Annotated in this window: 11 protein-coding genes; 1 reads left to right on the plus strand and 10 read right to left on the minus strand. The window is 39.7% G+C overall.

The genetic code is table 11. From position 1 onward, the window contains the following. Positions 1-584 precede the first annotated feature (584 nt). On the minus strand, positions 585-1,730 hold the full coding sequence (locus tag NBH14_RS16615) for a DUF4934 domain-containing protein (protein WP_250817664.1): 1,146 nt from the start codon (positions 1,728-1,730) through the stop codon (positions 585-587). A 150-nt stretch (positions 1,731-1,880) separates the two neighbouring features. Continuing rightward, on the minus strand, positions 1,881-3,572 hold the full coding sequence (locus NBH14_RS16620; RefSeq protein ID WP_186960191.1) for a hypothetical protein: 1,692 nt from the start codon (positions 3,570-3,572) through the stop codon (positions 1,881-1,883). Positions 3,573-3,711: 139 nt separating this feature from the next. Between NBH14_RS16620 and NBH14_RS16625 the strand changes: the two genes are divergently transcribed. Then, positions 3,712-5,001, plus strand: a complete 1,290-nt coding sequence (locus NBH14_RS16625; RefSeq protein ID WP_128135060.1) for a 3-keto-disaccharide hydrolase — start codon at positions 3,712-3,714, stop codon at positions 4,999-5,001. 62 nt (positions 5,002-5,063) lie between these two features. Here the strand turns inward: NBH14_RS16625 and NBH14_RS16630 are convergent, their stop codons facing one another. The 8 genes from NBH14_RS16630 to NBH14_RS16665 form a co-directional block, all read right to left on the minus strand. Continuing rightward, positions 5,064-5,435 carry a Spy/CpxP family protein refolding chaperone gene (locus tag NBH14_RS16630; protein ID WP_186960192.1) on the minus strand — a complete coding sequence of 124 codons (372 nt, stop codon included), beginning with the start codon at positions 5,433-5,435 and terminating at the stop codon, positions 5,064-5,066. A gap of 108 nt (positions 5,436-5,543) precedes the next feature. Next, the gene (locus NBH14_RS16635; protein ID WP_186960193.1) at positions 5,544-7,139 is read right to left on the minus strand and encodes a beta-N-acetylhexosaminidase; all 1,596 of its coding nucleotides are present in this window, start codon (positions 7,137-7,139) and stop codon (positions 5,544-5,546) included. Between the two features lie 175 nt (positions 7,140-7,314). Next, a complete protein-coding gene (locus NBH14_RS16640; protein ID WP_186960194.1) occupies positions 7,315-8,169 on the minus strand; it encodes a sugar phosphate isomerase/epimerase family protein in 855 nt (284 codons plus the stop codon). Between the two features lie 21 nt (positions 8,170-8,190). After that, a complete protein-coding gene (locus NBH14_RS16645; protein ID WP_186960195.1) occupies positions 8,191-9,705 on the minus strand; it encodes a glycoside 3-dehydrogenase in 1,515 nt (504 codons plus the stop codon). A gap of 43 nt (positions 9,706-9,748) precedes the next feature. After that, positions 9,749-11,146, minus strand: coding sequence for a sugar porter family MFS transporter (locus tag NBH14_RS16650; protein ID WP_186960269.1), 1,398 nt, complete (start codon positions 11,144-11,146; stop codon positions 9,749-9,751). A 7-nt stretch (positions 11,147-11,153) separates the two neighbouring features. Continuing rightward, positions 11,154-13,133 (minus strand): hypothetical protein, encoded by a 1,980-nt coding sequence (locus tag NBH14_RS16655; protein ID WP_222622121.1) that lies wholly within the window; start codon positions 13,131-13,133, stop codon positions 11,154-11,156. A 248-nt stretch (positions 13,134-13,381) separates the two neighbouring features. Beyond that, positions 13,382-15,115: a RagB/SusD family nutrient uptake outer membrane protein gene (locus tag NBH14_RS16660; RefSeq protein WP_186960196.1), complete on the minus strand. Its 1,734-nt coding sequence runs from the start codon at positions 15,113-15,115 to the stop codon at positions 13,382-13,384. Positions 15,116-15,126: 11 nt separating this feature from the next. Next, positions 15,127-18,519, minus strand: coding sequence for a TonB-dependent receptor (locus tag NBH14_RS16665; RefSeq protein ID WP_186960197.1), 3,393 nt, complete (start codon positions 18,517-18,519; stop codon positions 15,127-15,129). Positions 18,520-18,724: the final 205 nt, after the last annotated feature.

The raw sequence follows: 18,724 nt of genomic DNA on the forward strand, positions 1-18,724 counted from the left end.
GTACTACTTGTTGATATGTAAATCTTTCAAAGAACTTTCGCTTTCTTTTCGATTGCGGCTGCAAAGGTAAGGACTTTTTTTTAACTGCCAAATTTTTCAGAAGAAAAATTGAAAAGTTTTTTTGAGTCGCTGTGGCGGTTGGAATTTTGCTTAGAACATCTAACCTCATCCCCTTTCCTCAGGTTACCTCTTTCATCATGTTGGTGCGCCGTTCTCTCTCGAATGCGGGTGCAAAAGTAGTCGATTACTATATACGCTCCAAACTTTTTACCGATTATTTTTCATTTATTTTTTAACCGGAGACGCTGTAATATAATGTACGCACAAAGAAGCCTAAAAAATATTCCTCGCTAACCGGTACAACCCGCATCTTCCGATTCTACCATACGGTTACTTTAGGTTTTTGTCTACTTATTTCAGAACACGACTTCCCTTTCTTTTATTCATTCAATATATATCGAATGAATAATACACAATTATCAAATGAATGAAGCATATATGTGTTCTTTGCGTTTGATATATATCAAACGAATCACTTATACTGTAGCCGGACTGAGTTCGATACAGTTCTTAATGATTTTAAATCAGAAGTTTTTTATCTTAGCCAGCATAACCACAGGATTATCCTCTTCCCCTAAATGAGCAGCTATTTCTTTTAACTGACCTTTCAATTTACCTTTCCCTTCAATAAGTGATAAAGCATCCAAAGATACGGCGAAAGCAATCTCTTCATTTAAAGCACATACCGACAAATCTTCCTCACGATTATCAAAGTCTGCATTATGAATTATAGAATGATAAATCTTTTTTTCCTGCCTGTCATATATTAAATCAACAGTTGGCATTTTGTCATTCTTTTCGAAATCGCATTCCTTTTTCACCGTTTGCATAAAATAATAACGATCCGTCAAGACTCCCGGAAAAAGAAAGACTTCCGGCGTCATTGTCTGTACAGAAGGAGTCCTGACCATAAACGGACGAAGATCTCCGTTCGGCCGATGGGCATAGATAGTATCGGCTGAAGGTTCACTCAAAATCCAATCGCCCTGATAAGAAGATATAAAACTATTACCGGGAACACTTGCGTAAATCCCATCCACTGCACGCTTTACGATTACCGGAGAGATTCTCTTCCCGTATGGAAGCGCAATATCCGTCCAGCTTCCATCTTGTGTAGACAAAAGAAAGAACGTAGACGAAGAAGACTCGTTCTCAGGCGAATAAACATTCTGAGAAAGAAAATGATTTTCATCATAATCGTACAAGTTCGTGACAAGTGCACCCTGTTTATAAGGGATTGTCCTTTTATAATTGCCATCCAAATCATATACCTGGATTTTACTTGAAGGACCGTCATTCACAAACATCTCATCCTCTTCTTTATTCAAATGAACATTAAAAGGCAATATATACTCTTCCGGACCTTGACCTCTACGATTAATCTTCTTCAATCCTTTGCCAGTCGACCGGTCAAATATCAAAATTTCCCCCTGACGAACATTCGTCAATACCAAGATATCTTTACCGACATCCGTGATCTTGCCTTTGACAACAAATTCATCCGTCGTTTCCAACGGAATATATTCCACATCCATAAAATCCTGCAAAACCAGTTCTTTCTTTGGATAATTTGCCGTAACATCTACTGTGACAAGACTGTCTGATTTATCAACTCCGCATCCCATTAATATGAATAGAATAGCTCCCAACATAAGATTTCTACTTTTCATGTTTTCAGTTATATTAGTTATTAAACATAGACTATTTTATTTGGATTCGTAAAAGTAGAAACCGCCCCAAAGACCACCAAGGATTTGATGTCACAAAAATGTCACATTTTTAAGCATCTAATAAACAACATCATAGAGGAAATAAAAGTGTCAAAAGGTTTTGATGAACTTATCGAAATCCTGTGCGGATCCCTTCTCTTGAGTCAATTTTTCATACAAACGCTTACGTTTATTGGATATCGCCTGACTATTCACTGACAATAAAACAGCAATACGCCCTACCGGAATCTCCAATTTTACCAAATAACACACATTCAAATCCAACTCAGATATACGGGGATACAACATTCTTATCTTGCCAGTAAAATCTTTATACAATATATGATCTATCATTTTAATAACCTCCGCCCATTGTACTTCATCCAGTTTTTTCCATTCTGCGTACACTCCCCGATATAATTCGGATGTGAAAAATGGATGCGATGAATTTATCTTCTCCTGAACAGACGTTGTAAACCGGGAAGATTGTTCTGATAATTGGGCCATAACCGCTTCATACTGTTGTTCCAACTGCGTCACAACTGCATTTCGTTCTTCTAAATATTGTTGGCTGTTCAAGTATTGCTGTTCCTTACGACGCAAAGACTGGTTAAGCTGTTCCTCCTTCTTTTTCCTTTCTTTCCACAGATAAAAAATGATACAGACGACGAACAGCAGACAGCCAACGCCCCCCAAAGAGAGTTTATACAACTTGCCTGTCTTACGATCCGACTCTTGCCGATAATATTCCTTTTTCTTTTCAATCTCACGATAGTCATACAGTCGTTGTAACCTGGCAAGGGTCTCCATTTTGGTCAGGTTATCAATCGAATCACGAAATACGTTATATTGCTCCTGATAAAAAGCATAAGTCGGCCAATTATGCCGGGACTTTTCGAATTGCGCCAAATATAGATAGAGATCTTTTAAGGTATACGGATCTGTACTTTGACGACAGAAAGACAGATAATGATATGCCGAATCTTTCTTTCCCATTCTTAAATAAAGACTCCCCAACGCCAAGCTGACTAAACAGGAATCTTCAACAGTCTCTGCCCGATTATAAGCCATATGAGCGCAAGACACCCCTTTTTCATAATCTCCCATCCGTCCATACGTACCAGCCAATTCATTAAACATACAAAATTTATGTACATCCGAAGTATACTTCAATGCTTTTGTATAATTAGCGACCGCACTATCCAAACGATGCTCATTCAGATGAATCCGAGCCATATCCCTGAACACTAGCGATAGACGAACCATATCCCGGTTTTTCTCAAAATAGCTGACAGCTTTTTGCTGGAAATATGAAGCCTGGCTATACAATTCCTGATAAGTATACAATGTACCTAAATTAGCGCATATACGTCCTAAGAACACGTATCTTTCCAATTCAATTCCTAATTTATAAGCTCTCAAATAGTAATCCTGTGCCTGAATCGCATCGTTTAAATCTTGAAGAACAATTCCATAATAATAATATGCCTGCATCTTACGTTCAGGCAAATCATTCTTCTCATAATAACTCACTGCAATCTGTATCAAGGAATCTGAAGTATGTTTTATCTGCTTTCTATCTAGCACCGACGTATACAACAGACACCAAAGAGCTTGTTGCTGCTCTGATAATTCTTCCACCTGTTGAATACTATCCAACAATATCAACGTCTTGTCCGGTTCTTTCTCTATAGATTTTTCTACCACTCTCAACAAGGCAGTCACTTCACCCTTTTTGCTACCAAAAAACACAAAGCCGAGCAGAACCAATAGAAGGGAAAAATGTAGTATCCACTTATCCATAGGTATGATTTAAGGCATGCAAGATAAAACTTTATTTTCAGAAAGACAGTTACCCTCTTCGTGTATTTTTGCAGAATCTTTTAAATAACTTTTTTATCTTTGCAATTTATCATTATCATTAATTTAAACTTAATCTAAAATGGAATCAGTAGTGAAAAGAGTAACAGCCACAAGCTTATTGGCCTCTTGTGCAGTATCATTGGCCTTGTTTACCTCTTGTGCAGGTGTTGAGCAAAACACGCTTACTCCCGAAGAAGTTGCTGACGGATGGCAACTTCTTTTCGACGGAAAAACACTCAACGGGTGGAAAGACTATAACGGAACCACCCTGACACAACCCTGGCACGTAGTAGACGGATGTATCCAGGCTAAAGGTGACGGCAGCGATGCCAGCGGTTATATCGTAACCGACAAACAGTATGAAAATTTCGAATTGTCATGGGACTGGAAACTGTCTAAAGGCGGCAACAGCGGTATGCTTTATCATGTTGTTGAACGTCCGCAATTTGCCGTACCCTATGTAACAGGTCCGGAATATCAGTTGATCGACGAGCCTAACTTCCCGGAACCTCTGGAAGAATGGCAGAAACTAGGTGTCGATTATGCCATGCATTTGCCTGACAAATCCAAAATGAAGGTTAATCCACAAGGCGAATGGAACAATTCCAAGATTGTATTCGACAATGGCCATGTAGAACATTGGTTAAATGGACAAAAGATTGTGGAATTTGAAGCTTGGACAGATGATTGGTATGAAAAGAAAAACAGTGGAAAATGGGCAAATGCTCCTGAATACGGTTTGGCAAAGAAAGGTGTTCTTTGTTTACAGGATCATGGTTATCCCGCATCTTTCCGTAATCTAAAGATCAAAGAACTTCCCCGTAAAACAAAAGAAGTCAACCTCTTCAACGGTGTTGACCTGAAAGGCTGGGAAGCATACGGTACAGAATTATGGTATGTAAAAGACGGTTTACTGATTTGCGAAAGCGGTCCGGATAAAAAATATGGTTATCTGGCAACACGCGATTACTATGATGATTTCGACCTAACAGTAGAATTCAAACAGGAAGCCGACGGTAACTCTGGCGTATTTATCCGTTCTTTCATTGAAGAAGACGTAAAAGTAAACGGATGGCAGGTTGAAGTTGCTCCTAAAGGACACGATACTGGCGGTATCTACGAATCATACGGACGCGGATGGTTAGTCCAGATCCCGGATGAAAAAGAAACAATCCTGAAAGAAGGTGACTGGAACACCATGCGTATCAAAGTGCAGGGTGACAATGTACAGACCTGGTTGAATGGCGAAGAAATGGTTAACATCAATGATGAAAAAATCGGTGCCGGCCAGGGCCGCATCGCTTTACAGATCCACGACGGTGGTGGCATCAAAGTATTATGGCGTAACCTGAAACTGAAAACGTTATAATCAATTAATTACAAATAAAAAAATCCCCGGCGGAATGCTCTGCCGGGGATTTTTTATTTCTATCATCTGCGTCCATGTCCTTTTTTACGAGAGCTATCTGCTTTCTTCTGTTTTTCCTGATACAGTTTGTATTGTTCGTCTGTCAGGATCTTCTTAATCTGGGCCTCTTTTTCAGTACGCATAGTTGTCATCTTTTCCCGCATCTTTTCGCGGTCATCTTTTACAGCCTCACGTTCCTTATTCATTTGTTCCCGGAAATCAGCCTCAACCTTACGAAACTCCGCAGCTTGCTTATCATCGAGTTTCAATTCCTCGATCATTTTTTCACTACGTTGAGAGGGATCTCCCTTCTTTCCCTGACGATTACCACTTTGTGCAAAAACTGTTGCCGAACTAATCAGGATAACCAAAAACAATCCTATTACCTTCTTCATAAACTAATACTTATTACTAAATTAATATTTTCCTGTTTGTGAAGCGCTTCGATATAATAGACTTTGTTACATGGAAATAGTTTAATCGCTCTGCAAAAAAAATATTTTTTATTCAGTCGGCCCTATCACTATTCCTTCAGCAGCCCATTTATTCTTAAAGTAATCAAGAGATTTCAGGAAACGATTGTAATCTTTTTTATCCGAACCGCTCCATCCTGTTTCTGCATAAGCAGCAATACGCGGATAAGTCAACCGGTTCATGCTTTCAACCGTAGGAATAAATTCACCCCACATCTGACAACCAAGTCCCAACACTCTACTTTGTTCTTCAGGAGACAACCCTTCAGGAACCGGATTAAAAGCATAAGCCTTGGATAAAGGTATCGATTCATAATTGTAATCCACATAAGTATACTCATGGTAGGAATTTACCACATCATATCCTTTATCGATTGTTTTCTTGATAAGAGCCGGATCACCCTTCCAAAAATGAACGATCGTACCTTTTGCCAACTGCTGTTCTACTTCTTTTGTATCCTCTTCCGACTGATATTCATGCAGTTTATCTCCGGTAATCTCATTCCATCCCATCATTCGCTTACCTTTTGCCGCCAGCATATTGGAGATTTCATTTGTGAAATAGATCTGAAGTTCTGCCGGAGTCTTCAAACCTTTCTTTGCCATATAACTACGTATTGCCGGAGATGCTTTCCACTGATCGTATTTCACTTCATCCCCTCCGATATGGAATACCGGACTTGGGAACAACGCTATTACTTCATTGGTTACATCATCCAGAAATTGCAACACTTTAGGATCGGAAACATTCAGCACTTCATAATGCACTCCAAATTTTCCGGGAACTTTGATCTGCTTTCCGCTTGTGCCCAACCAGGGATAAGAAGCGATAGCCGCACTGGCATGTCCCGGCATACTTACTTCCGGAACAATGGTAATATGGCGTTTAGAGGCATAATCAACAATTTCTTTTATATCTTCCTGTGTATAAAATCCTCCATGCCGTTTCCCGTCATACACGTCACTACCAAAATGGTTGATTTCCGAAGAATCGCGGAAAGCACCGATTTCAGTCAGTTTCGGATATTTTTTAATTTCAATCCTCCAACCCTGGTCATTAGTAAGATGCCAATGGAACGTGTTCATTTTCAGTTGTGACATTTCATCCAAAAGTTTCAGTACAACATCTTTTCCTTTAAAGTAACGTCCTTCATCCAGCATAAAGGCACGCCAGGAAAAAGCCGGATAGTCAGAAACAGAAGCTTTCTGTATCATATATTTTCCATTTTTCTCCTTGATGATCTGCCGCAACGTCTGCACACCATTCAAAATACCGGCAGGAGTTCCGGCTTTTATCTCCACTTTTCCGGAAGATACTTCCAGTTGATATCCTTCCGGCTTATCCGGTAAAACTGCCGGATCAAGTATCAGGTTAATATCACCTTTACCTGTATCCTTTACAGTAGCACTAAGTGAAAAATCAGAAGAAAGAGCCTTTTGCAACAACCCTGCCTCATTATTCAAATCCCCGGAATAAGAAATAACCGGATGATTCCCCATTTTGAAAAACCCAGGTGTATAGGTAATTTCCTGAGGCTGCGGGATGATTGCATACTCTTCGACCGGTGGAGCCTGGCAGGCACAAAGGAATACTAAACAAAGAGAGACTAACAAGTTTGTTTTCATGGAATTAAATTTAAAATATGATAATAGCACAAACGCTTCAAAAATATGCTTTATTCAACAATTTTACAAAGATAAAAGATTAATATAAATCCTCAAAAACTAAAAACTGGAATATGAAGTATACATTCCAGTTTTTACACTATTCATAAGAAACAATTAACATATTCCTTTGGAGTTAAAATATCTCATTCGTTGCTTCATTAAAATAATTTACGCATTTCTTTATATCAGGAACAGAGTTTTCCCAGTTATATTCGTATTCAATCGAAAATACACCTTTAAAACCTTGTTTCTTCAATTCTTTCAACATTTCTTTTACATTTAATATACCTGTACCCCATATTACATCATGTTGCTCCTTCTCTCCTGCTTTTTCTGCAGCAATATCTTTAAAGTGAAGGGAAATTAGGCGTCCGTCCAATTCTTTCAAACAACCTATCTGATCGAGTCCTTCCCTGCGCCAATGTCCCACATCTGCACAAGAACCGAGTGACTGGCCACGATGAGAAATGGCTTTTAGCAGATTATCAGGATCCCAGTAATCGGAAGGTTTAGGATGATTATGTACTGATATTTTGATGTTATATTGCCCAGACAGTTTTTCTACCAGATCCCAGTCATCGAGTGCTGGTTCACAAGTGATAAATTCCAAATCCATTGCTTTGGCGAAATGAAACATCTTTTCCCAGTCAGAAGAATTTTCGGCAACATAAACTCCTATACCAACAATTTTGATGCCCTTTGAGGTTGCCAGTTCTTTCAGTTCTTTTTGCGTTAGGGTATCCAGATTGAAGTCGAAAACCCGGTCTCCCCATTTACCGCCCAACTTGTGCCCAGGATATACTTCTATATATTTCAAGCCGAGTTGCTGGGTTTTGTCGAGTGCTTCCGCTAAAGTAAACAAATGAAAAGTGTACGACTGTATACCCAGGCGCCAACCGTTTTTTTCCGCTTTAGTTTGTGCCTGCACCGATAATACAAGCAGGCCACAAGCTATTGAGAGTATGACACAGAATAATTGTTTTACCATAATAAAATTGTTTTAATCAGGTTATTCAGGCATATCCGGTAAAGAATATCCGTTATTGTAAGTGTGTCTGATCCATTCGTTGGCCATTTCTGCTGCATTGAATTCTGCAAAACGACGATCAAAACGGGGATCACCGTCAATCACTTTGAAATCGTCGACTGTCACGATCTTTATCATATCTGTCGGAGAGATATTCGTGAAACGCATGTTTTCACCATCCCATAGCAATTCTCGGTGCAGACCTTGCAGACCGGATAATCGTACGGCAAGCCCCCCCATTACAACCATTTCATTGAACGGTCCTGAAAATTGAAAATTAGAAGAGGCTTCCGTCCGGTTTTCGGCTGATTCCTTACAAGCACGTATCCAATCCTGTTCATGTGCATTCGTTGACCAGATATTACCATTCCCCCCCTTAACCCTCGGAATAGAAGGTTTAGGCTGGTTGAAATGTTCCATATCGGAGACAGGCAACAAGGTCGGATTCATTCCATAACAGCCTGTCATGATTTTTCCTTTTGTTCCAATAAAAATAATACCACCGTTTTCATCTCCCATCATCTGTCCGTCCTTCAGTTCTTCCGGCCGGGGAGGCATCAGACCACCGTCATACCAGTAAACTTTTACTTCCGGCATTTTAACGTTTTCTTTTGCCGGACGCTCCGGAAATGTGTAGGTCACAGCTTGGGCGTGAGGCGGAGAATATAAGTTACTCAAAGTAGAACTACCGATCACACTGACCGGATATTTCAGATCGAGTGCCCAATAAAGCGGGTCCATGATATGACAGGCCATATCACCTAAAGCTCCTGTTCCGAAATCCCACCAACCACGCCAGTTCCAAGGAGTGTAAACAGGGTTGTAAGGACGATTTTGAGCCGGACCAATAAATAGGTTCCAATCCAATGTTCTCGGACATTTGACTGTATATTTCGGATGCATTAGTCCCTGTGGCCAAATCGGACGGTCAGTCCAACAGTGCACTTCATAGACTTCACCGATAATACCAGTCTGTATCCATTCTGCGATCTGCCTGCACCAATCGAATGAGTTACCCTGGTTCCCCATTTGGGTGGCAACCCGATATTTTTTCGCTAGCCTGGTAAGCAGGCGCGATTCATAAACAGAATGGGTAAGCGGTTTCTGTGTATAACAATGTTTACCTAATGTGATGGCATGTGCAGTTACACCGGCATGCGTATGGTCAGGCGTTGCAACCATAACGGCATCGATTGATTTTCCCATCTCATCAAACATTACACGCCAGTCTTTAAAACGTCTGGCATCCGGATAATCTTTGAATGTTTTATCCGCATAATGCCAGTCGACATCACAAAGCGCAACTATATTTTCCGTATTCATATTTGCCAGGTTTCGACGTCCCATGCCACCAATACCGATACCGGCTATATTTAATTTATCACTTGGAGCCGTATATCCGAATGTTTTACCAAGTACAGAACCCGGAACAATTGTCAGACCGGCAGCTACAGTAGCTCCCGTCTTCAGAAAATTTCTTCTTGATATGTTTTTCATAACTATTAATATAATGCGAATCAGCAGTTGATTCTGATTTTTTTCATTTTATCCAATTTTGCTCTATTTCTTCCAAAGATTTACCTGTTGTTTCCGGGATTAGCTTCCATATTATTAATATGTAAGGTATGCACATAATCGCAAACAGAAAAAATGTACCTGACGGTGTCAAAGTCTGGAGCATCCAAGGCGTAAGCTGGCCTATCAGATAAGTACCGACCCACAAAGCAAAACCTGCGATAGACATAGCTAATCCCCTAATCTTTGCAGGATACATTTCCGAAAGAAGTACCCATACCACTGCACAGATGGAAACAGCACAACAAAAAATATAACATAAAAAAAATGCCAGTAAAAAAAGACTGGATATAGGTACTGAACTACTTAATATAAAATAGCCTCCTATAAGCAATAAGGAAACAATCATCCCTGACACTCCATAATATACCAGTTTTTTCCGCCCAACCCGATCTATTATAACAAGTGCGAAAATAGAGGTCAACATATTGACAACGCCTATCAGTACCTGGGAAAAAAGAGAGTCACCGCCGGAAAGTCCCGCACTCTCAAAAATAGAAGGTCCATAATATAGTACTGCATTTACTCCCATAAACTGTCCCAAAAGAGCTATGCAGACACCTATTAATACAATCCTCAGTATTGCTGGTTTAAAAAGCAAAGACCATTCAGATTTTGATTCACTTCGGATAACAGATAATGTATCCCTCAACTGTCTCTCTACTTCACCGGGATCACGATATATTCCGGAAAACACAGAAGAAGCCTCTGTCTCTTTTCCTTTCAGCAATAACCAACGAGGACTTTCTGGTATAAAGTAAATAACTACAAGGAAAAGCAAAGCCGGGAAAGTTTCCATCCCTAACATTCCCCTCCATACTTCCGAGACGAACAAACGATTTATCCAAGAGTTGACAAAAAAAATATCACCTTCCCCTAGTCGCAACAAGAAATAATTAGTTATGTAAGCACCCAGAAAGCCAACAGTAATTGCGACCTGATAAAGAGACACCAGTCGCCCCCGATAAGTTGCAACCGAAACTTCCGAAATATAGAGAGGCGAAACAATTGAGACTATGCCAATACCAACACCACCTATGATGCGATAAATAACCAATTGATTAAAATCGGCACTGAATGCACAACCAACAGCAGAGGCAGAAAATAAAACAGCGGAGAATATCATCGTCCGTTTCCTCCCCGACATATCACTCAGGATACCAGCTATAAATACCCCTGCTATAGAACCAACCAGTGCACATCCGACATACCATCCTTGCTGCATGGAATCTAATTGAAACAATTGAGTAACCTGAGCAATCGTTCCTGAAATAACAGCCGTGTCATATCCAAACAAGAAACCACCCAAAGCCGCTACCACGGAAAGAAAAACAAGATAGCCAAAATTTATTTTTGTCTCCATACTTATTTTATTTGTTTCCAAACATTATTTGCGTCGCTTCATCCATATAAGGTTCCACTGCAACATTCTTTGTCTTTTCCCAAAAACTAGTATCATCTTCTATCAAGACCTGAGTACTAATGATCCAACTCTGTATCCATCCAGTCAGGGTAGACCAGGCTCCCCAGCCATGATCGGCATTTGAAGCCCAATAATCCCACCGATTATAATCGAATGCACGATACCAGGCTCCATCCAAATGGGCATATTTCTCACTTTTTACCTGAATACGGATCAGAAAATCCGACAACTTATCTACAGCCTCTTTGTATTTAGGATTACTCGTTGCTCTAGCCGCTTCATTCAATGAGAAAAAAGCGAAATTAGATGTATACAACATATCTGCCACCGGATCACCATTATGTGAAATAAGCGGAGCTTCCGTTACACCATAATCTTTATTGGATTTAGCCTTTCCAAATGTACCAGTACTACTATTACCTAATTCTTCCCGAATTGCACCTGAAAATTGTTGATTTTCCAGCAAACGCCCTACAACCCGATCCAACCATTCTCGGTGCTCTGGAGTATCCTGCACCCGAACTAACCAGGCCAACGGCAATATCATTCGCGCCCGCTCCTGCTGAATACCATTTGTCCACTTCCAACCATCCGGATAATTTTCCATTGTAAGCCGAATAGCTTTTTCTGCCTTTTCCAACAGAGGTTGATAACCAGTTCTATCATAAAGCCATAAATAACAAGCCCACATCCAGGATTCAAAATGGGGATGAGGATTCATCAGTTCCGGACGCTTGGCATAATATTGCCAACCTTTTTCCAGAACCTGAGGTTCTTCCAAACGGCCACCATTACCAAAAAATCCATTTACATTACTTAAACGGAAATTAGCCAATATATTCTCTACAATTTCTTTATTCCATCGATCATAATCCATAAAAGCAGAAGCCCCGATCAAACCAAGTACCAAACGGGCATTATCATCCGCATAAAAGACATAAGGATGAGTATCGGACCAACCGATCAAACCATAAACGGAACTTGAAGGGTCAATTCTTTTACCCGTTCTGAATGATGAGTTTTTCAGCACATACTCCATCAGATTCTTTGAAACCTTTTCATAGGTCGGATTATTCAATAACTCCCCACCGGAAGCAAGAGCAAACGCAACTTCTCCCTGTACATCTGCTCTAAGCCAATAGCGAAAATCCTGTTCACCATCATAATATATATTAGATGCATGGCCTTCAAGAATACCCATTGAACCATTTCCTACTTTACTATCAGCCGGAAGTGCACGAGCAACAGGCATCAATCCATCTCCCTGCCGTGCTAGTTGCAATTCTTTCCATGAAGAATCAATAAAGAAACAACCATTGAAAAACCACTCCAAACCTCTACTTATCATATTCTTTCCAGCATTGGCCGGAAGAGATTGTTCACTCGTATACGTCGGTTTTACGTCAGATGGCCACTCAGTGGAAAAAACAAAATCAGAATCACCTGTTACAAATGAAATAATATATTCCCATACGGATTGCCAAGATGCCAATGGTTCGTAACGTCCTGTCCGAAAATTACTTAGTTTTGTAAAAGCGATCAACATACCGTCTTTCTCGCATAGCAATGGATAATTCTCAACATCATCTATTCCATATTCCGCCTGATCAAAACCTGCGACACGAGCCAAGACAATCAAGGGATCATCAATCTTTGCCACACGGGTATAACAATCATTGATTCCTATAATATCCATTGATTTCAGTTTTTTCAATTTATCACTGGTAATCACTCCACGCTCTAAAGATGCGTGAAAAGTTTCCTTTTCCATATTCACATTTGACAATTTATCCGGATATTCCAGATAAAGCCTGATCTTCTTCTGTTTGGCCAGTTCATATGTTTCCGGTGAAATTTCCAAAAGAGAGACTGGATAAGTATCACATATAATTACAGCTCCGGAACCGCCAGGTACTTGTTCTATCATTTTCTCTGGTGAGTCAAATCTCTCCAATTTAAAACCTTCGTTTTTTAATAACTGATAGACTTCACCCTGCTCACTACCACAAAAATATATTGTTCTATTTTCAACACAACTACACAACCAAAGGGAAAGACACCAAAACAATAGCACTCTTAACTTCATGTTTTTCATATATTACAATTTAAGATAAAAATTATCACGATCTATAGAGGAAGATAATGGAAATCCTCCTCTATAGATCGTGCAAAATATCAATATCCCGGATTTTGTTCTAAATTTGAGTTTAAAACTAACTCATTAGAAGGCAACGGTTTCAACCAATTCTTATTTTCATCAAACTGCCAACCGCTCTTTGCCGGACTATTCCAGTGAGGTGCAATATAACCTGCATCATTTACCGGTATTGCACCCGGATCAAGAACAGGTTTAAATTGATCTTTAATATCTGCAAACTGCTTCATCTTTGCACCGATCATCGGACGTTTAATCAGATTAACAGCCGCCCATCTCATTAAATCATCAAAACGATATCCCTCACAAGCAAACTCAACCCGTCGTTCACGACGTATTTCGTTCAGAAGCGGACTAAGTCCCGGAAAATCCCATTTCGGATCAACAAAACCTACATCAACTGTCATATGCGGCATATCCACCCGATCACGTAACTGATTCACCGAGATATCCAAATCATCCTGACTACATTCCCCCAACTCTGCCTTTGCCTCTGCATAATTACATAAAACCTCTGCATACCGGAAAATAATACTTGCTGTAATATATCCACCTTCATGTACAGCAGCCGGATCACATCCTTTATACAACTGATAACCGGTCGTATTTCTTAAACGCGAATCATATGTCATATCCGGCACAGTAAAAGAACCACTCACCTGTCCGTTCACAATCACACGAGGATCACCTTTCTGATAAATTGTTTGTCTTAAACGGGGATCTCTATTCTGTACTTCTTTCTCCACCAAATCATCTCCCTGGTAAAGAGGACTGATACTGATCGGTTTACCATCTGAACAAAGATAAGCCTCCACCATATACTTCGAGACTCCGGTGTTATTATCACTTACTCCCCAAATACTCTGACTGTTATTATAGACACCCAGTCCCATATCATATTTTTTCCAAAGTAAAACCTCCTTGTTTGCAGATAAATCAGTCTGATTAAATAAACTCCAGTAACCTTTATCTTTATCTCCGCCCACGGGTTCTATTGCATAGACATCTTTATCGATCACAGCCCGCGTTGCATTAACTGCAACCCGGAAGAAACGATCCGGATCCGCATTTACAACACCAAAGGGCGTTCCGTTATGATATTTTTCCCATGTGCCTTCATATAAAGCAACACGACTCTGGAACAATAAAGCGACATCTTTATGAATTCTTCCAGAAGTAGCCATACTTTTTTCCGGCAAAAGACTGATTGCCTTATCAAGATCAGCTATTATAGAATCTGCTATTACTGTCCGTGAAACTCTGGTATCAAATAACTCTTCCGAATCAGCATACAAAGCTTTCCCAATCCAGGGAAGATCACCAAACTGTTTCAGTTTGTCATAATAAAACCAGGCACGCCAAAAATAAATCTCACCAATATAAGGTGCTGTTTCAGAAATAGGGTCCTGTGATTTATGATAGTTATCAATGAAGAAATTCAAACCTCTGAGCATTGTCCAATCCCATCCGCCTCCGGAGGAAGGGACTGTAATCGTTCCGGATATTTGTGCATCATAAATATATGACCCGGAAACCAGATTGTCTGAAGCATTATCTTTCTCATACGGTCCGTAATCTGCTCCACCCAATACTGGGAAATTACCATAATATTTATTGGCATAGAGTTCCATTTCCTTTGCTGAAAATGTCATTTGCTGGTCAGTAATCTTATCCAAAGGGTCTCGATCGAGGAAATCTTCGCAAGAAGTAACGAATAATCCTAATAGTACGATAAATAAGCTATATTTTTTCATAACAATTCAATTTAAAAATCAACATTAAAACCAAAAGAGAATGTCTTCGACAAAGGATAAACCTTTCCGGCCCCCCAGCTTCCGTTCAAAAGCTCCGGATCAAAGTTTTTCTGTAACGAAGTGATTGTGAAGAGGTTTTCTCCACTGATAAACATACGTATACGTTCTAAACCGATCTTTGACATAATAATCTGTGGAATAGTATAGCCTAACTGAAAATTCTTCAGGCGTAAATAAGCAGCATTCTGCAAATAACGAGTTTGCGCCTGCTGGTTTTTATACACCTCAGATGAATTATATGGCTTCGGATAATATGCTCCTGAATTTTCCGGAGTCCAGAAATCAGAAGTTTCCTCATACATATTTGAACCAAATCCACCGGTGAACCCCCAAAAGAAAACACCACTGTTACCACCTGTAGGAGGACAGAAATCACGCTTTCCTACCCCTTGCAGAAAGATATTCAAATCGAAACCTTTCCACTGTGCACCCAAAGAAATACCATAACTAAAACGAGGAGTCGTATTACCGATAACAGCTAAATCTCCATGATCATCTTTTGTATTTTTACCTTTATCTATTTTACCGTCATTATTCAAATCCTTATATTCCACATCTCCAATCGTCCAGTTTCCATAGATATACGACTGATCCGGTATCTTTTTCAACTGCTCTTCCGACTGGATGATACCGGCTGTTTTATATCCCCAAATTTCTCCGATAGTCTGCCCTTCATAATAGGTTGATAAAATTTTTGTAGGATTATTATAAGTTGTAACCTTTGAAACATAGTCAGATAAAACAAGATTCACATTATATGAGAAATCTTTTCCTATCTGATCCCTCCAGCCTAAATTCAATTCGAAACCGGAAGTACGTAAATCGGCATTGTTTTCCTGTGGAACACTAGCTCCTAACACCGCTGGCAAGGCATTAGCAGGACCAAACATATCAGTTGTCGTACGACGATACCAGTCAAACGATAAATTTAATTGATTCGACAAAAATGAAGCATCTACTCCGACATCAATAGTCGAAACTGTTTCCCAAGTTAGATTACGACTAACCAAACCCGGTGCATCCAAATAATTCGGGCGTACACCATCTATCAGATAGCCATAATTATTACCCACGTTCACTGTACTCAGATACAAATAATCACCGACATTCTGATTACCCAATGAACCATAAGAGGCCCGTAATTTCAATGAGTTCACTATATGCTCAATGGTCCAGAAGTTTTCTCTGGCAATATTATAACCCACAGAGACCGAAGGGAAGAAACCAAAACGGTCACCACGCTGGAATTTGGACGAACCATCATAGCGGGCATTGAACTCAATCAGATACTTTTCTTTATAGTTATAATTAGCCCGGATAAAAGTACCCATATTAGCCCAATGCGTCAATGTCTGGGAATTTGTCTGTTCACCAATTGCTGTTGATAAAGAAGGTATATCCTGATTAATCAAATTACGACGCATAGCTGTTAAATAATCATATTTGCTCAGTTCTAACTGTTGCCCCACCATGACCGACATAAAATGATCTCCAAATAAATGTTCATAAGAAGTATAAGCATTGAAAGAACTATAATCCGTTTGAGCCTGCAAAGTCGAAAAGGCATCATGATTAGGAGCCATTACCGGGACCTCAGATACCGTATATTCCCAAATCACCGCCTTATCATGGGTGGACTCTTTTCTGGCCGTATTCCGGTAAGTATAATCTACATTTATTTTCCAGCCTTTGATCGGTTCAGCTTCTAAAGCACCTGTCGCACTAAAGACATTCGTATTATCAAGCGTACGTCCCCCATCTATTTGTTTGTACATATGAGAAGTAGAAGCCCAATGACCATTTGGGTCTTTCAAAGACCAGTTCGGATAGCGAGTCGTCGCCAAATGTACCCAGTTACCTATATCTCCATTATAAGCCTCTGATACCGTATTGTTTTTATCCCGGCTGAATTTTACCCTGACATCTCCCCGCAACCACTTATACGGTTCAAAATGCAAATTACTCGTCAGGTTAAAACGTTCGAATCGATCTTTTCCATATTGTAACAATCCATTTTCCTTATAATAACCTGCACCTACATAATAATTAGATTTTTCTGTACCGCCTTTTACACTCAAATCATGTTTATGATTCCATGATCCCGGTTTGAAAAATGCCCTGAACCAATCCACATTATCGTTATCCAATGTTGCATATGACCAATAATCCGTATTGTTAGGATTCGGTATATTTGACGGATAATGCCCCGGGTCTGCCATATAGGCTTTGATACGTTCTATATGTTCGTCGCTGAACATCGGAGACTGTCCCGAATTCAAAGATGCAATATTGTACGCATTTGCAAAATCCAATGAATTAACCTGATTCGGAATACATGTTGCGTGATTATATCCTACTACATTATTATAGGATACGGTTACCTTTTCATTTTTAGTACCTTTTTTAGTCGTCACCAAAATAACCCCATAAGCAGCACGTGCACCATAAATAGCAGCAGAAGCCGCATCTTTCAAAACAGTCAGTGTTTCCACATCCGCCGGATTGATATTATTGATATTATCTGCTGGAACTCCGTCAACAATAAATAAAGGAGAACCTCCGGAAAGACTGGTCGTACCGCGAACGTTATAATCCATCGTAGAACCGGGAGCTCCACCATTTCCGGAAACTGTCATATTCAGGTTTCCGACAACTCCCTGCAAAGCCTTACCAATATTTGTAACAGAACGATTCTCCATTGTTTTGTTATCAATTTGTGCAACTGCACCGGTCAGATTTACCTTCTTAGCCGTACCATAACCAACAACGACCACTTCTTCCAAAGCCTGACTATCTTCCAACAATGAAACAGAAACATCAGATTTATTTCCAACGACAATATCTTTGGTCGTATATCCGATATAAGAAAACTGAAGAACTGCATCATCATTAACCAACATCAAAGAATAAGAGCCATTCAGATCAGTTGTTGTCCCATTCGTTGTCCCTTTCTCAACAACATTCACACCAATAACAGGTTCTCCCTGATGATCGGTCACTTTACCGACAACCTTTCGACCTTCCTGATCTACTCCCACCACATCTGCGGTTGTCAGGATTACATCTTTTCCTATTACTTTATACCGGACATTCGACTCTTTGAACAAACGATTCAATATAGCAAAAACATCTTCATTCTGTACATTAATTGAAACCTTCCTGTTGACATCTATGATTTTGTTATTATAAAAAAATTGAAAATCAGTCTGCTGTTCAATCTCTTCCAGAACTTCTGCAACAGTTTTCTCTGTCCCTAGCACGGAGAGTTTCGTAGTTTGCGCATAAGACTGGGACGCAAATACCATACCAATAGACAAGCATAACAATAAACAGGTTAACTTCATGATTCTTGTTATTTTAGGTACTAATTTCAGAATACAAATTTCTCTATCCTGTTGGATATAATAATTCTTTACCATACTTTTGTAAATGATTTAAGATTAAAAAATAATTTCCTTAGTCTGTTTATAGACCGGCTATTGAATATTTCATACGGGAAGATGCTGGTAACATGTTTCCGTATGTTTTTTAATAATAGGGTCTTCAATA

Origin of the sequence: Parabacteroides caecihominis, assembly GCF_023656785.1 — a bacterium.
In the GTDB taxonomy this organism is placed as follows: Bacteria; Bacteroidota; Bacteroidia; order Bacteroidales; family Tannerellaceae; genus Parabacteroides; species Parabacteroides segnis.

Bases quoted from the DNA above. Each gene is read 5' to 3' on its own strand.
- NBH14_RS16620 (WP_186960191.1), bottom strand. From the start codon at position 3,572: ATGGATAAGTGGATACTACATTTTTCCCTTCTATTGGTTCTGCTCGGC.
- NBH14_RS16650 (WP_186960269.1), bottom strand. From the start codon at position 11,146: ATGGAGACAAAAATAAATTTTGGCTATCTTGTTTTTCTTTCCGTGGTA.
- NBH14_RS16655 (WP_222622121.1), bottom strand. From the start codon at position 13,133: ATGATAGAACAAGTACCTGGCGGTTCCGGAGCTGTAATTATATGTGAT.
- NBH14_RS16625 (WP_128135060.1), top strand. From the start codon at position 3,712: ATGGAATCAGTAGTGAAAAGAGTAACAGCCACAAGCTTATTGGCCTCT.
- NBH14_RS16630 (WP_186960192.1), bottom strand. From the start codon at position 5,435: ATGAAGAAGGTAATAGGATTGTTTTTGGTTATCCTGATTAGTTCGGCA.
- NBH14_RS16615 (WP_250817664.1), bottom strand. From the start codon at position 1,730: ATGAAAAGTAGAAATCTTATGTTGGGAGCTATTCTATTCATATTAATG.
- NBH14_RS16640 (WP_186960194.1), bottom strand. From the start codon at position 8,169: ATGGTAAAACAATTATTCTGTGTCATACTCTCAATAGCTTGTGGCCTG.
- NBH14_RS16635 (WP_186960193.1), bottom strand. From the start codon at position 7,139: ATGAAAACAAACTTGTTAGTCTCTCTTTGTTTAGTATTCCTTTGTGCC.
- NBH14_RS16645 (WP_186960195.1), bottom strand. From the start codon at position 9,705: ATGAAAAACATATCAAGAAGAAATTTTCTGAAGACGGGAGCTACTGTA.
- NBH14_RS16660 (WP_186960196.1), bottom strand. From the start codon at position 15,115: ATGAAAAAATATAGCTTATTTATCGTACTATTAGGATTATTCGTTACT.
- NBH14_RS16665 (WP_186960197.1), bottom strand. From the start codon at position 18,519: ATGAAGTTAACCTGTTTATTGTTATGCTTGTCTATTGGTATGGTATTT.